The 14,946-nt window shown below is 50.4% G+C and carries 12 protein-coding genes; 5 read left to right on the forward strand and 7 right to left on the reverse strand.

Going from position 1 to position 14,946, the window contains the following annotated elements:
• Positions 1 to 93 precede the first annotated feature (93 nt).
• Positions 94 to 1,521, forward strand: a complete 1,428-nt coding sequence (locus tag MJO57_RS20745) for an IS4 family transposase (RefSeq protein ID WP_252017676.1) — start codon at positions 94 to 96, stop codon at positions 1,519 to 1,521.
• A 72-nt stretch (positions 1,522 to 1,593) separates the two neighbouring features.
• On the opposite strand, the gene MJO57_RS20750 is transcribed toward MJO57_RS20745, so the two are convergent.
• Positions 1,594 to 2,223, reverse strand: coding sequence for a CoA pyrophosphatase (locus MJO57_RS20750; RefSeq protein ID WP_252018384.1), 630 nt, complete (start codon positions 2,221 to 2,223; stop codon positions 1,594 to 1,596).
• A 135-nt stretch (positions 2,224 to 2,358) separates the two neighbouring features.
• Between MJO57_RS20750 and MJO57_RS20755 the strand changes: the two genes are divergently transcribed.
• Positions 2,359 to 2,919 (forward strand): NUDIX hydrolase, encoded by a 561-nt coding sequence (locus MJO57_RS20755; protein ID WP_252027083.1) that lies wholly within the window; start codon positions 2,359 to 2,361, stop codon positions 2,917 to 2,919.
• Here the strand turns inward: MJO57_RS20755 and MJO57_RS20760 are convergent.
• The 4 genes from MJO57_RS20760 to MJO57_RS20775 all read right to left on the reverse strand — a co-directional run bounded on the left by MJO57_RS20760 (position 2,894) and on the right by MJO57_RS20775 (position 5,859).
• Complete coding sequence (locus tag MJO57_RS20760; RefSeq protein ID WP_371924657.1) at positions 2,894 to 3,199, reverse strand: hypothetical protein; 306 nt, start codon at positions 3,197 to 3,199, stop codon at positions 2,894 to 2,896. The genes MJO57_RS20755 and MJO57_RS20760 overlap by 26 nt on opposite strands.
• Positions 3,200 to 3,358: 159 nt before the next feature.
• On the reverse strand, positions 3,359 to 4,444 hold the full coding sequence (locus MJO57_RS20765) for an acyltransferase (RefSeq protein WP_252018386.1): 1,086 nt from the start codon (positions 4,442 to 4,444) through the stop codon (positions 3,359 to 3,361).
• Entirely contained in the window at positions 4,441 to 5,622 is a 1,182-nt protein-coding gene (locus tag MJO57_RS20770; protein WP_252018388.1) for a 1-acyl-sn-glycerol-3-phosphate acyltransferase, read from the reverse strand. The genes MJO57_RS20765 and MJO57_RS20770 overlap by 4 nt, the downstream gene beginning before the upstream one ends.
• Positions 5,623 to 5,688: 66 nt before the next feature.
• Complete coding sequence (locus tag MJO57_RS20775; RefSeq protein WP_252018389.1) at positions 5,689 to 5,859, reverse strand: hypothetical protein; 171 nt, start codon at positions 5,857 to 5,859, stop codon at positions 5,689 to 5,691.
• Positions 5,860 to 6,161: 302 nt separating this feature from the next.
• On the opposite strand from MJO57_RS20775, the gene MJO57_RS20780 reads away from it, so the two are divergent.
• The 3 genes from MJO57_RS20780 (at position 6,162) to MJO57_RS20790 (ending at position 10,727) form a co-directional block, all read left to right on the forward strand.
• Positions 6,162 to 6,716, forward strand: coding sequence for a tetratricopeptide repeat protein (locus MJO57_RS20780; protein ID WP_252018391.1), 555 nt, complete (start codon positions 6,162 to 6,164; stop codon positions 6,714 to 6,716).
• Between the two features lie 22 nt (positions 6,717 to 6,738).
• The gene (locus MJO57_RS20785) at positions 6,739 to 7,350 is read left to right on the forward strand and encodes an SOS response-associated peptidase (protein WP_252018393.1); all 612 of its coding nucleotides are present in this window, start codon (positions 6,739 to 6,741) and stop codon (positions 7,348 to 7,350) included.
• A gap of 68 nt (positions 7,351 to 7,418) precedes the next feature.
• Positions 7,419 to 10,727 (forward strand): ATP-binding protein, encoded by a 3,309-nt coding sequence (locus MJO57_RS20790; protein WP_252018395.1) that lies wholly within the window; start codon positions 7,419 to 7,421, stop codon positions 10,725 to 10,727.
• Between the two features lie 73 nt (positions 10,728 to 10,800).
• On the opposite strand, the gene MJO57_RS20795 is transcribed toward MJO57_RS20790, so the two are convergent.
• Together MJO57_RS20795 and MJO57_RS20800 are read right to left on the reverse strand one after the other, a co-directional pair.
• On the reverse strand, positions 10,801 to 13,401 hold the full coding sequence (locus MJO57_RS20795; RefSeq protein WP_252018397.1) for a TRAP transporter permease: 2,601 nt from the start codon (positions 13,399 to 13,401) through the stop codon (positions 10,801 to 10,803).
• 264 nt (positions 13,402 to 13,665) lie between these two features.
• Positions 13,666 to 14,625 (reverse strand): TAXI family TRAP transporter solute-binding subunit, encoded by a 960-nt coding sequence (locus MJO57_RS20800; RefSeq protein ID WP_256493362.1) that lies wholly within the window; start codon positions 14,623 to 14,625, stop codon positions 13,666 to 13,668.
• Positions 14,626 to 14,946 lie beyond the last annotated feature (321 nt).

Here is a 14,946-nt window from a genome sequence, read left to right on the forward strand (position 1 = left end):
CGGTTAAGTTATTGTATGCTCCTTGACGGGCGGCCTGTCTCTTGATCACAAATAGCTACCTTGTTCTATCATTTCTCACTGATAAAACAGGTCATGCTTCCACTTTCTCCTAAACCATGGTCAGAACTAACTTTTGGATGTGCTGATTTGGGCGATACTCGACGTACAAAACGACTTGTCAAAGTTGCTGCCGAGCTTTCAGCTCATACCGGTAATTCTTTGTCATCTTCATGCGAAGGTTATACCGCACTGGTAACTGGAGCTTACCGGCTGATTGAGAATGAGGCCGTAAAGCCTGAAGCAATAGCTGAGGCAGGCTTTCAGGCAACTGCCAAAATAGCGAGACAGTCTCGCCTACTTCTGGCTCTCGAAGATACAACAACCCTGGGTTATAAACATGCTGTCAGATCCGAGCTTGGTGATCTTGGAGGTCCTGAAGGCTCTAAAACCAGAGGATTCCACGTCCACTCTGTCTTCTTGGTTGATGCGGATACAGAGCGAAGCATTGGGCTTATTGATCAAGAACGATGGGTTAGAGAGGACGTTCAGCGGGGGAAAAAGAACCAACGTCGTCAGCTACCTTACGAGGGAAAGGAAAGCTTTAAGTGGCAAAGAGCCTCTGAAAACACAGAACAAAGGATGGGGGGTAAAATGCCTGACATCATCAGTGTTTGCGACCGGGAGGCGGATATATACGAATATATGCACTACAAACTGGATAACCGACAGCGGTTTGTTGTAAGAGCTACACAAAACAGAATCCTGGTGGATGGCGAACTCTTATTATTTGATTCCTTAGCTCAGACTGAAGTGTTGGGGAAATATACGATAGTGGTTCCTCAAAAAGGAGGTAGAAAGAAGCGAAAGGCAACGCTGCAGGTCAAAAGAAAGAAGATGACAATACAGGCGCCGCAAAGGCCAGGCGGCAGGCCGGAACCGGTAACTATGAATATTGTGTCGGCTGAAGAGATTGGCAATGACTCCGAAGACCGTTTGCACTGGGTACTATTGACAACTGAAGATATTGAAACATTCGAAGACTGTCGCTCTATCATTCGATTTTACGAGCTCCGATGGCGAATAGAAGAGTTCCATAAGGCTTGGAAATCGGGAGCAGGAGTAGAAAGGCTTCGTCTGCAATCTCCGGATAACATTGAACGACTTGCGGTCATATTAATGTTTGTCGCTGTCAGACTAATGCAAATCCGTGAAGCATTAATGTTACCGAATGACAGGCAGCACAAAGACAGAAAGCTTTGGAGTGAAAAAACACTCGCGAATGAGGTGGTCAGTGATGATGAATGGCAGGTTCTCTGGCTAACCTATGAAAAAAAAGCGTTGCCCGATAAGCCGCCAACAGTCACTTGGCTGCTTCAAACGATTGCTCGGCTTGGTGGTTGGGGTGATTCAAAGCATACAGGGCAGCCCGGCTGGTTAGTGGTATGGGAAGGCTGGGCGAAATTGCAGGATCGGGTAAAAACCTGGCAGATAGCCCGGCAGTTCAGCGCTGGAGAGATGTGATCAAGAGTCAGGACGGGCGGCCGGTATCCTGGTGACTTTTTTCAGGTAACTGTACTTGACTGATGCTTTTTATCATGCCTTCTGCAGGGTGAAATGACGGTTGAAATGAGGGGCATTCAGTGGGATACCTGCATCCAGAGTAATGTTCAGGAATTCAACCAGCATCACGGCAGTCAGACCCCAGATCAAATACTCTCCATAGTAAAAAGACGGCATCTTGTAGTCCTGATTGCGCATTTTCCAGTGATTGAATGTCAGGTTCTCCTTCTCCAGGAAGTAACTTAAGGGGACCCTGAATATACGATCGAGCTCCGCCATATTGGGTCGGAGTGGCGAGTGAGCTTCCATAATCCCGACAACCGGGGTAACTTCCAGACCAAAACGGGAGATGACCGAACCGGTTTGGCCGATAATCCTGACGTTTTCCGGAGGCAGGTTAATCTCTTCGAGGGATTCCCGTAATGCGGTATGGATCAGATCGCTATCCGATGGATCCCGTTTTCCCCCGGGAAACGCTACCTCGCCACTATGGGTGCTCATATGGGTTGCCCGTCGGGTAAAGACCAACTCTGGTTCTGGTGTATTGGTGATGGGAATCAGAACAGCAGCTTCTGGCAGTTGAGTATCGATTTTTCTTGGCTGGTAGTCTTTCAGCCTTTCTTCAACCTGGTTTAACATCATGGCAACTTCAGTGGCATCCATGCAGGGAACTTGAATTTATCATAAGTAGCTCAACAGGATTTATCCAGTGGTAAAACGGTTTGTTCATCCCTGAGGGTTTGTTACTCTGGTATAGTTGCTCTTTAGCTGTCTGCCGGAAACAAGGAGTGAAGGTTGATAACAGGATCCTCAACCCATTACTGTAATCATTGCGGTCATGAGACTCAAAAGAAAGTCCCTGAGGGAGATCATCGTCTCCGGGATGTGTGTGATCACTGCCAAACCATTCATTACCAGAATCCGAGGGTGGTAACGGGATGCCTGCCCGTATACCAGAACAAAGTGTTGATGTGTAAGCGGGCCATTGAACCCAGAAAGGGATTCTGGACATTGCCGGGCGGCTTTATGGAGTTAGGGGAAACCATTGAGGAGGGGGCGGCACGGGAAACCCGCGAAGAAGCCTGTGCAGATGTTACCATTGAATCACTCTACATGCTGTATAATGTGGTACATGTTGGTCAGTTGTCGGCTTTCTTTCTGGCCAGACTGGAAAACCCTGATTTTGCGCCGGGTGAGGAGAGTCTGGACGTTGCACTTTTTTCTGAAGATAAAATTCCCTGGGATCAGCTGGCCTTTTCCACCATTGGCCGAACGTTGCGTCATTACTTTTCTGACCGACAGGAGGGCGTGTTTCCCATGAGGCTGGAGTATGTCACTCCTCCGGAACGACGAGACTGACCGGGTGGTAATCGAATGCAGGCATTTCATAAGGGTGTGCCTGCTGGAGGGCTGCAATTGCCGCTTTTAAAAACGGCTGCTCACAAATCATTTCTACCTTCCAGGTCTCTTCTGTATGGATTTCATTGGGCTGTCCGCAGAAGGGCTGGCTTCCCGGTAATGGTCGAAACTGACCAGTCCCGGCGGTTTGCCAGCAACAGCAATCATAGGCTCCATAACGACCGGCACCGGCAGAGAACATCGCTTTTTTCACCGTTGCCAGCCAGGCGCTGGGAATCATTACAGAGATTTTGTAAATCCGTTTTTCTGGTGGGTTATTCGGAGTTTCCGTGAAGAACGTTGCCGGTTGAGTAGACGATATCTTCATTTTTGTTCCCTATCAGTTATACCCGCAAACCCCGCTTTCTACAAACCCCTACAAAACCCTACAAAACCCACATCAGGGCACCAGCCAGGCTGTTAAATGGCAGCGGGCCAGCAACCGGACCAGAATCAGTGACAGTAAGGTTACTACCGCAGTGATCAGGGGAATCGCCAGTATCGAGGGGGTTGGGTAAAAATCGAACTCTCGTAATGGCCAGAGCAGCAGCGGGTGAATCAGGTAGAGCCCCAGGCTATAACGGCTGATTAACGAAACCAGCTGCCGCCCCTTGCCGGATACCACATCCGCATAGCGACAGGCCAGCGCAAAGAACGCCCCCGCTACCAACACGGTATTAATGGTTTTGTACGAGGTAAAACGCCCGGGTGCGTATGCACCCGCATCGGTGGAGAGCATCCAGATACCGACCACTGCGGACACCAGGGCACTCACCCCAAGACCCACCAACACAAAACACTGAAGCCTATCGAGCGGTGCACGGCGCAGCGCGTAACCAAATACCAGATAGCCACCATACATAATCACCCCGGTCATCCATACCGAGTCAACCCTGAAAAAGTAGAGCAGGGTCAATATCAACCAACCGAACACCAGCATCCACAACTGGGCGTCAGACAGTTTTTGCGCCACCGGCGTCAGAAAAGGGATCACCAGATAAAGGGGCAAAAAATAGTAATAGAAACCGAGGTGGTACCAGGTCGGGTCTTCCAGTACCCCGCCCAACAGGGTTTGGGTTTCAGAAAAATCGTAGGTGAAAGCAAAGTCATGGGAGAGATTTATACCTGCCAACAATGCATATCCTAGCGACCAGACCGCAAAGGGCACCAGCACCTTGCTACACCGATGGGTAAGATAGTAACGCAGATTAAACGGACGAGTATCTGCCAGCATCAGAGCACCGGTCACCATTATAAACACCGGAACCGCCCACCGACTGATTACATTGAAGCCAATAGCCACCAGCCAGTTACCACTGCCTACATCAAGGTTACGGTATGGCCCCAGCACATGGATCACCACTACAGCAATGGCCGCGACACAACGCAACAACTCGATAAAAAAATAGTTCTGTCGTCCGGATACGGGACTATCTCTCAATACCAACCCAGCATCGGTGTTTGCAGTAGAAGTACCACTTGTCATGAGCCATACCGGAAACGATTAATTACTGGCTGGGCATACATCTTTAAGAACTGCGTGCGATACAGCTCAGGGCAGCGCTGCAGGTGTCGGGTAAATTCATTGCGCTTTTGTTGCAGGTCAATATTGGGAAATAACTGGCTGAGTTCCGGTATCTGAATGACCGGCTCATACTGGTTTATCTCACTGCTGATCGCTTCCCAGGCAAACAGATTGGATGGCTGAAGTTCATAGTTATGGTGGATCTGGTGATTGACCTCTTTAACGACCGAGGCTGCATCTTCGAAATCCTGTGTCAGCGGTTTACCGAAGGCAACATGCACATGACCTTTGTAGCCCTGTATACCGGTTACAATACTTTTCAGGTCTTCATCGTCGGCTTTCTGATACTGACCGGTCTGTTGTTTTTCATACAGTTCACGGGCCTTGTCACAGTCACAGGGGTCAAACTCGTAAGAGATGGACACTGGCACAATATTCAGTGAACGAATATTGTCAGCAAAAATGCTCTGCTTGTTGCGACGGCTCAGGTTAAACATCTTGATAATGGCCGGGTCGGTCTGGTCGTTACCATCTTTTGCGCGGCCTTCACTCTGGGCAATCCAGACCGGCTGGCCAGAGTCAATACAATGATGAATGTAGGCCGACAGGTTCTGGAAGGCGAGCAGCTTTTCCCGTCGCCCGGACAGTGAGCGTTTGACGATAAAGCTTTTGTTGAGACGCATCAGATCGCTGACAAAAGGGCGCTTGACCAAATTGTCACCAATGGCGATCTGGCAGGTTTCCATATCGTTAAGGTAGAGCGCGTAGTTGACCAGGGCCGGATCCAGGACAATGTCCCGGTGATTTGATAGAAACAGATAAGCCTTGTCCTTTTTCTGGTGCTCATTTTTCAGTAAATCAAGCCCGGAAAAAGAAACCTTGCTCGTGGTGGTTTTGATCACCCGGGTCAGATAGGGCTCAATGATAGCCTGAAAATCCCGGACGTTATGAATATTCCGTGTTTTGTATTTTAACGCCAGAGCCATCATCCAGGTCATGACCCCGGAAAATTGTCGGGTTAAGCCGGGGTAACGGTGCTTTGCCATCACATTAAGCAGGTCATTATCATTTAACAGGCGTTCAAGTGTAGGCCGGACCTCATGGTCATGGTATGGGCGAATATCGTCAAAAGCTTCCATTGGTGCCAGTGCTTTGAGGTCAGTAAACAAGAAAAAAATCGTTATTGGTCGATGAGTTATTGTATTTCATTGAGGCTCTTTTCGGGTTACAGACTGCTCTGCAATGAAAATTGGCCAAAGGCCTTGATATACAATGCCTTCAGGAAACTGCTGGCTAAATATTGCCAAGCCCTGCCACAGGAGGATTCCAGCCTGATTTATGAAATCAGCAGTCTGCAATACGAAAAGAGCCTTCATTGATTGACAGCTGGTCTGTATAGACACTGTCGCGTAATGTAACTGAGCCGTATAAAGGATGCAAACCAGAGGTTTTTTGCAAAACCCAAGTATTTAAGTGATTGACGTGATAACCAGGAAGCATGACAAATTGAGAACACCACCTAAGGGTGATTCTGTTGATGAGTACTTTTCTCGCTTACTATTGCGTACAAAAGAATTGCTGTGAGGAATACCTGCAAAACGGTTCCTGAACATCATATAATCCTGGTTTCAGGTTCCGGGAATCTGACCATTTATAAAAAGCCAGGCAGGGGTTGTTCATGTTGAGACAGTTTAAGTGTGTTGTCAGTTTGTCGGTATTGCTGGCCATGGCGACAGTCCCTGTCTGGGCTACCCCCCCTGTTAGCGGTACTGTAGCTCAGGGGCAACTGAGCGAGGCCATTGAAATTCTTCTCTCAGGCCAGCCAGCAAACCCGGTTGAAGCCATTAAAAATTTACAGCGTATTGCCAGTCAGGGCGATCAGCAGGCCCGGGCTGAAGCCATGCTCTGGCTGGGAAGAGCTTATCGTGATGGGCTGGCCGGAACCGGTAAGGATATTGGCATGGCCTTTGATTATTTCCAGCGGGCTGCCGGGCGTGAAGGGCTGAATCCCGAAGCACAGTATGAGCTTGGCCGGGCCTACCTGAATGGTGAAGGCACTGACCGCAATCTGATCGCGGCCTATATGTGGACAGCACTCAGTCTGCATACCCCATCAAAAATATCAGCTTCTGCAGAAGCGCAGAAAGCCAGACTGGCCAACATGCTTAATACGATTCAACTGGAAAAAGCCAAACAGTTGGTCGATCAGTTGAAAACCTTTTATCTGAAATAATCGGGAAGAGGTGGCGTAATTCATGTGCAGCCGTTACTCATTCAACCTGCCCAGTGTTGACCTTGGCTTCCTCGGTATCGACGATATTTTATCGCAGAAACCCGTTCAACAGGTGGTGCCGGGGCAACAGGTGTGGCTGGTTCGCTATGATGAACAGGGCACCCCTGAGCTGGCCCAGGCCAAATGGGGGCTTGCGCCTACCTGGCTGCAGGATTTATCCCGTGCTCAAATCAATGCCCGTGTAGAGACGGCATCTGAATCAAGAATGTTCAGAAAAGCCTGGCAGGACAGACGCTGCCTGATACTGGCGGATAGCTACTTCCAATGGCATATGGCTCCGGGTAACCGGCGTCAGCTATGGCGTATAGGTGCCAGGGGTGGTTCGCTGATACTGATGGCCGGATTATGGGAGCGGTTCACGGTCGACAGCACCCTCTCTTTTGATTCCTGCGCTGTGCTAACCATGCCGGCCATGCGGCCGTTAATGTCAATCGCTGACAGAATGCCTGCGCTGCTGACTGCTGCTCATGCCGGCAGCTGGCTATCAGGAGCGCCTTTTGATATTGATCGTTTTTCTGCCTCTCTTGTCAGCTTTCCTTTCCAGAGCCAGAATATCCTGAAGGGCAGAATCTGAGTTCATAATAATCTCCATTCACTGCTGAGATGCTGGTCTATCATTAGCGTTCATTGTGGCCGCATGCAGTGAACTCTGTGCAATTCTCCATCAGAAAAAAAATCATTTTTTTTACTGTCGTGCCGGTCACGCTGCTGTACAACCTGATCTTTGGTATCCACCTCTACTTCTCACTCAAACAGGCCACGGATGCAGTAGCCAAAGGATTGATTGAACAGGTCTGGCATAATGCCGACAAGATTGACAGTCATACCCGGCAGTTGATGACCACGACCTCCTTTATGGCAGATATTCTGGGCCGAATGCCGGTGAACGATCATGCCATGATAAAACACTTTCTCAGTGATCTGGTGGAAAGGAACGCCCTGGTTCGGGGCTTTACTTATATGAAGCTCGGCAGCAACCTGCAGCACTGGGATGTCTTTCATGCCTACATGGATGAGGGCGCGGTCAAGCTGGATGAAACCCTTGATACCGGCCTGTTTCCTGCCCAGTTCTGGTGGGCCAACCAGGGGCAGCAGAAAGAGGGATTCTGGACCTCCCCCAGAGGATCTGCAGATAAAGGGTGGATCGTCAGCTATATCGTACCGATTTTTTCAGCGGACACACTTTATGGCTATTTCTGGATGGATATCAGCCTTGCTGATCTGCGCCATCAACTGGTGGAAAACACGACGGGAAATGCCAGTTTTTCCATTGTCAATGGTGCAGGAGAATACCTGCAGACGGATAGTGAAACGCCCAGGCGATATCAGCTAAACAGCATACACCAAAGTCAGTTTTATTACGGTTCACCGGGCTTGTGGCATGACCTGGAAGAGCTGATCGCAAGAGGTGAGCCAGCTTTCAGACACAAGTGGGTGCCGGTTCGGCAGAATGAATACTGGCTGATGGGCGCACCGATTAAGTCGGCTTCCTGGTGGATGATCAGTTATGCCCCGAGAGAAACCGTACTGGCACCGGTTATTGATCAGGCGCAAATTAATGCGCTGCTGATGATCCTCTCCCTGACACTGATATTTACCTGTGCGAGCCTGGTGTCTGTCAGGATTACCCGTCCGATTATCCGGTTAAAGCGGGCCGTGGATGACTTTACCTATCGACGGGTAAAGCCGGCCATCACCCATATCAGCCGGGATGAAATTGGCAGTTTGACGGAAAGCTTCCAGCAACTGGTGACCAGGCTGGTTGACCGGGAGAAAGCGCTTCATCAGGCCAGAACGAGCAATATTGGTCATTTGCTGGAGCGGCTGCGGGGAAACTATTTCTATTTCAACCTCAACCGGGATGGTTGTGTTACCCATGTCAGTCCTTCAATAGAAGCCATTCTGGGCTACACACCAAGCGAATTTCTTCGACCATTTATCGGTTATCTTGCTACCCCGGACAGCAAATTTCGCTTTCGTGATCAGTTTCGTGAAGCCAGGCAGAGACGGTGGGGGGATACCTTTGAACTGGATATCCGGCATCTGAATGGCAGTATCCGTCGGCTGGAAATCTTCTGGAGTGATATGGGGGATCTGGAAGGCAGGCAGTATCTTGTTGAAGGGCTGGCTAATGATATTACTGATCGGGTAAGCGATACCAAGAAATTCAAGCTATTACTCGACAGCGCACCTGATGCCACCATCATCGCGACCCCCGAGGGTATTATCGGCATGGCCAACAGCAGGACGGAAGACCTGTTTGGCTTTCATCGGGAAGACCTGGTCAATATGCCCTTAAGCCTGCTGACCCCGCTGGAAAACCGGTTGGGACACCCGCTGCTGGGTGATCTGGAAAAGGCCAGTTGGGAACAATTATGCCTGGTGGGTTATGAATCCAGAGGTATCGATCATAAAGGCCGGGTTTTCCCGGTAGAAATCACCAGCAACCCCTTGAAAACGGATGATGGGCTGCTGATTTCCATGGTGGTTCGTGACATTACTGAGCGTAAACGCATTGAACATGAGCTGATGCGGGCCAAAGAGGAGGCAGAGCGGGCCAACCTGGCCAAGGGACTGTTCCTCTCCAATATGAGTCACGAGTTGAGAACACCGCTCAATGGTGTACTTGGTAATGCTCAGCTCTTGTTAAGAAACCTCTCGTTAACCTCTGCCCAGCGCAAAAGCCTGAATACGATTGAGGCCAGTGGGCAGCACTTGCTGTCACTGATTAACGACATTCTTGATTTGACCAAAATTGAGTCCAGCAAGATTGAGTTGCACCCTGCTGCGGTCAGGTTGATGGAACTGCTGCGCGGGGTGCGTAACATTCTGATGGAAAGAGCAACCAGCAAGGGGCTGGAGTTACGCCTGTTACCCATTGGTACGCTACCGGACATTGTTATGCTGGATGAAATCAAGGTTCGTCAGGTGCTGCTGAATCTGCTCAGCAATGGCGTTAAATACACCGTTAAGGGGTGGGTTGAATGCCGGGTTTCAGTGGAGGGAAACGAGATTGTCTTTGAAGTCCGTGACACTGGCGTCGGTATTGCCCATGAAGATCTGGAGAGGGTTTTTGAACCTTTTCGACAGGTTCATTCCGGTTTACAAATCGGGGGCACTGGCCTGGGACTTGCCATCAGCCGACGGTTGGTCTCGGCCATGGGCGGGGAGCTGGATGTGATCAGCGAGCCCGGTAAGGGGAGTCGCTTTATTTTTGTCCTGCCACTGGTTCCGGGAAGTTTTGAAGCGCTGAAAGAACATCAACGCCTTTTGCCGGGCTCCATTTATGTTCATTTGGATGAGCGCTTTCAGGGGATTCGGGTTCTGGTCGTGGATGATGTTGAAAGTAATCGGGATATGATCGCCGGCTTGCTTGACTCAGCCGGTTTCAGGGTTGATACCGCCGGGAACGGCCTTCAGGCGGTTGAAGCAGTGAAACAGGTCGATTTTGACTTGATTCTGATGGATATCACCATGCCCGTGATGGATGGCGTATCAGCTATCAGGAAGATTCGTGAACTTCCCGGAAAAGGATTCATCAAGGCAGTTGCTGTGACTGCAAGCGTCAGTCATGAGGCCAGGGAACGGTTGCTGATTCAGGGGTTTGATGAATACATTGGCAAGCCATTCGATGCCGGGCTGATGTTTGATAAAATCCGGTATTTGCTGGGTGTTGAGTATGTCACTGCGTCGCCAAAGCCGGAATGGAATGAAGACGTTTTGTTGCAACGTCTCAAAGCAATGCATATGGATACTTTTGTCCACACCATGATTTCTGCTTTTGAACAGGGTGATCTGGAGTGTCTGGAGCAGGCGCTACACTCCTTTGAGCATGTCCCTGAACTGACAGATGTCGTTGGCTTCCTGCTCATGCTGACGGCGGACATGGATATTGCAAGACTTGAAAACTTCATTGGTCAGTTGGTAGAAAATTTTGACACGAAACCCTGAGAAACGGTCTGTTCTCAGCAAGCGTCTGAGCTGTTATCAGCCAGCTTTGCTGGCTGATAAACCATCATCAAAACTAACCCTGTCTGCGTCTTTGTCCGAGAAAAATAAACAGTAACAGGATAAACGCGGGTATCCATGCCAGCTGTTTTGGCAGGCGATCGGCCGGTACTTCCATACGATGAATTTGCCAGTCAAAATCAATACCGACCTTCTGAGCCTCGCTGTTGAAATCCACCATATCGATGATCAGGTCATCCCCATCAACCAGAACGTCGAGCCCCATATTACGAAACCGGTCTTCAGCACTGGCTCGATTGCCGGCTGGTAGAATAACCATCTGATTCACCGGTTTACCCTCCAGGGTTTCACCGGCAACCCAGAGGCGCGCATCGGCCCGGTCCGGCAGCGCTTCAACCTGGGCAACAATGTTACTGCCTTCATAAGTTTCATAGGGCGGGTAAACCTTATCCCACCAGAAGTCTGGCCGGAACAGGGTAAAAGCAATGAGCAGCATGGCCAATGTCTCATACCAGCGGTTTTTGACTAACCAGTGGCCCTGGGTCGCCGTAGCAAAGACCAGCATGGCAGCAATGGCGCCAAAGACGACAATGGCCAGTTGTGCAACGCTGTCGACGCCGATCAGCAGTAACTCCGTATTGAAGATAAACATAAATGGCAGAACGGCAGTTCGGATATCGTAGGTGAAGCCCTGAATACCCGTCTTGATCGGGTCAGACTGTGCGATAGCCGCAGCGGCAAAAGCAGCCAGCCCCACGGGCGGGGTATCATCAGCCAGAATACCGAAGTAGAACACAAACAGATGGACAGCAATCAACGGTACGATCAGTCCATGCTGTGCCCCAAGTGTAACGATAACCGGAGCCATCAGGGTGGACACGACAATGTAGTTTGCCGTAGTTGGCAGCCCCATACCGAGGACCAGACAGATGATTGCGGTGAACAGCAACATAAGAATGATACTGCCGGCAGAGATCCACTCAACAAACTCGGTCATTACCAGCCCTACCCCGGTCAGCGTGACGGCGCCCACAACAATACCGGCGGTGGCAGTGGCAACACCAATGCCGATCATGTTGCGGGCACCGGTAGTCATTCCATCAATCAGGTCCAGAAAGCCCTCTGTCAGATGAGTGGTCGTTTGTTCCTTCCGGAACCTGTCAATAAGTGTTTTATGGGTCAGCGTGATGAAAACCATGACCAGGGTTGCCCAGAAGGCAGAGAGACCGGGCGAGAAGCGTTCAACGGTCAGGCACCAGAGCAACACCACCAGTGGCAGCAAATAGTAGAGACCACGCTTGATGGTTGGGCCAGGCACCGGGGTACTGCGTATCTCATCTTCAATGTTGTTAATCAGATCCGGCTGTTTGGCCGCAATTTTCAGAAGTATCAGATAACTGCCCAGCAATGCGAGTGTGATAATCCACAGGGCGTACTCGCCCATGTACTGCCTGGTCCAGCCAATACCGTAGTAGACGCTGGCACCGAGCAGGCAAAGTCCGGCAAACGAGCCGGTGAACGACATCAATGCCCGGGTCTTTGTGCGAGTGACACTTCTTGGCAGCCCCTGCATGCCTGCTTTCAATGCTTCCAGGTGGACAATGTAAAACAGGGCTATGTAGGAAATGGCCGCCGGTAAGAGTGCATGGCGAATCACATCAAGGTAAGAGATACCCACGTATTCGACCATCAGGAACGCTGCCGCCCCCATAATCGGTGGTGTCAGTTGTCCATTGGTTGAGGCGGCAACTTCAATAGCGCCGGCCTTGTGGGCGGGAAAACCGACTCGCTTCATCAGGGGAATGGTAAATGTTCCGGTGGTGACTACGTTAGCGATGGAAGAACCGGAAACCACGCCGCTCAGGCCAGACGATACCACGGCAGCCTTGGCAGGTCCGCCTTTGAGATGACCCAGCAGAGAGAATGCCACCTGGATGAAGTAATTGCCGGCACCGGCTTTTTCCAGCAGTGAACCGAAAAGAACAAACAGGAAAACAAAGCTGGTGGAGACACCCAGCGCAACACCAAAGACACCTTCAGTAGTGATCCAGAAGTGGGAAAGCGCCTTGTTGAGACTGGCGCCTTTGTGGGCAATAACGTCTGGCATGTAAGGGCCGGCAAAGGCATAGATGATAAAGACAGTCGCAACCACCATCAATGGTGGCCCGAGTGCCCGGCGTGTCGCTTCCAGCAAAAGCAGCATGCCTGCCCCTGCTGTAACCAGATCCAGGGGAACGGGAGCACCGGCACGGGTGGCGAGTTCCTGATGGAAAATATAAAGATAAGCGGCACAGAAGCTCCCGGTCAGGGCAAAGAGCCAGTCGGTAATGGGGATCTGGTTGGAGAAAGATTTTTTTCGTGCCGGGAAGGCTATAAACGCAAGAAAAATGGCAAAGGCAAGATGAATTGCACGAGCCTGCCCATCATTAAAAATACCGAATTTGAAAATATACGGCAGTGGTGATGCATTCCACAGTTGGAATAACGACCAGCTGAGGGCAGTACCCAGTAATACCAGTCTGGACCTGCCTATTGGTTGGCGGCCACCCTGTTCAGACTGGTTAACCAGTTGTTCAGCAGAGCTGGCGGAGTCGGCTTGTTGTGTGCTCCGGGCATCCGTTGAGTTGTTCAGCTTTGCGCTGTTGACTGCTTCCATAATGAACCTGTTGTCATTGAAATTATGCGTTATTCCCTTGGATGTGGCATCCTTCATCCGATGGCTCAGAGCTTAAGTAAATGAGGGGAAGCAAAATATGAAGCCCATGAGGTAACAGAAAACGACAGTGCTTCCCCGTTCAGCCCCCGGGTCCGTGTCGAGCGGGGGCGGTAAAAGTCATCATGCGAAGTTCAGGCAGCACTCTGGATGATGACAAAGGCCTATGGAAAGATGCTCTACACCTTTCCGGTCAGGAGAAAAGATTTAGAGAAGTCCTGCTTCCTGATAGTAACGCTTGGCGCCTTCATGAAGCGGTATGCTGAGGCCATCAGACACCATCTCTTCTTTCTTCAGTGTGCTAAAAGCCTGATGCAGCTTTTTGAAAGTGGACAGATCTTCAAATACAGCTTTGGTAACCTGGTAAACGGCTTCTTCGCTGGCTGCCGTGGAGGATACGAAGGTCGCTGCTACACCAAAGGTCTGGACATCCTGATCGTTGCCCTTGTACATGCCACCGGGGATGGTCGCTGAGCGGTAGTATGGGTTGTCTTCGATCAGCTTATTCACTTTGTCACCGGCAACGGTCACCAGTACGGTATCACAGGAGGTGGTCGCTTCTTTGAAAGATCCGGATGGATGGCCAACGGTATAGACAAAGGCATCAATCTTGTTATCACAGAGGGCTTTGGCGTGCTCGGCTGCTTTCAACTCAGAAACCAGGGAGAAGCTGTCGTGGGTCCAACCATACACTTTCATCAGCTGTTCCATAGTACCACGCTGACCGGAGCCCGGATTACCGATGTTAACCCGCTTCCCTTTCAGGTCTTCAAATTTGCTGATGCCGGCATCGGCTCTGGCCAGAATGGTGAAGGCTTCCGGGTGTACAGAGAAAATAGCCCGCAGGTTTTTGTTGGCCCCTTGTTGTTCAAAGGCGCTGGTACCCCGGTAGGCATGAAACTGCCAGTCAGACTGGACGATGCCCATATCGAGTTCACTGGCCCGGATAGTGTTCAGGTTGTAAATAGACCCCCCCGTACTTTTTACAGAACAGCGGATACCGTGCTCTTTGCGCCCCTTATTGACCAGGCGGCAGATAGCACCACCGGTCGGGTAGTAAACACCGGTAACACCGCCGGTTCCAATGGTGACAAATTGCTGGTTGGTGGTGGCACTGGCGGTGGAGGTGATGGCAGCAAAACCGGCCCCCAGAATGGCAAGGCCCAGTTTTTTAAAGGCTCTTGTAGGATTTCAGACTGCTACTGGGTTGAACATTGCTGAAGCCCTTTATCTACAAAGGTTGTCAGCATATTGTCCGGTAATGTTGCTCAATCCTTGTTTTTCGTGACCTACAGTCAGTTTTCACTGTAGAGCAGTTCGTAATCAAAATAGAGCCTTTTTAAAAATGGTCATTGTCAGTCCCCTTGATATGAGCTTTTTTACCTTGGAAATCAGCAGCAGGTGTTGAACATCAGTTCTGATAGATCTTGGGTTTGTTGCCCGAACAGCACTGATGGTTTCTTAACCGAACGTCTCTTTCCTGGCTGT

The sequence above is a fragment of the Endozoicomonas sp. SCSIO W0465 genome, assembly GCF_023716865.1.
In the GTDB taxonomy this organism is placed as follows: domain Bacteria; phylum Pseudomonadota; class Gammaproteobacteria; order Pseudomonadales; family Endozoicomonadaceae; genus Endozoicomonas.

What these genes read in the sequence shown, in the direction of transcription:
- MJO57_RS20745 (WP_252017676.1), top strand. Translation starts at nt 94, where the DNA reads ATGCTTCCACTTTCTCCTAAACCATGGTCAGAACTAACTTTTGGATGT.
- MJO57_RS20750 (WP_252018384.1), bottom strand. Translation starts at nt 2,223, where the DNA reads ATGGATGCCACTGAAGTTGCCATGATGTTAAACCAGGTTGAAGAAAGG.
- MJO57_RS20760 (WP_371924657.1), bottom strand. Translation starts at nt 3,199, where the DNA reads ATGATTCCCAGCGCCTGGCTGGCAACGGTGAAAAAAGCGATGTTCTCT.
- MJO57_RS20765 (WP_252018386.1), bottom strand. Translation starts at nt 4,444, where the DNA reads ATGACAAGTGGTACTTCTACTGCAAACACCGATGCTGGGTTGGTATTG.
- MJO57_RS20770 (WP_252018388.1), bottom strand. Translation starts at nt 5,622, where the DNA reads ATGGAAGCTTTTGACGATATTCGCCCATACCATGACCATGAGGTCCGG.
- MJO57_RS20775 (WP_252018389.1), bottom strand. Translation starts at nt 5,859, where the DNA reads ATGAAGGCTCTTTTCGTATTGCAGACTGCTGATTTCATAAATCAGGCT.
- MJO57_RS20780 (WP_252018391.1), top strand. Translation starts at nt 6,162, where the DNA reads ATGTTGAGACAGTTTAAGTGTGTTGTCAGTTTGTCGGTATTGCTGGCC.
- MJO57_RS20785 (WP_252018393.1), top strand. Translation starts at nt 6,739, where the DNA reads ATGTGCAGCCGTTACTCATTCAACCTGCCCAGTGTTGACCTTGGCTTC.
- MJO57_RS20795 (WP_252018397.1), bottom strand. Translation starts at nt 13,401, where the DNA reads ATGGAAGCAGTCAACAGCGCAAAGCTGAACAACTCAACGGATGCCCGG.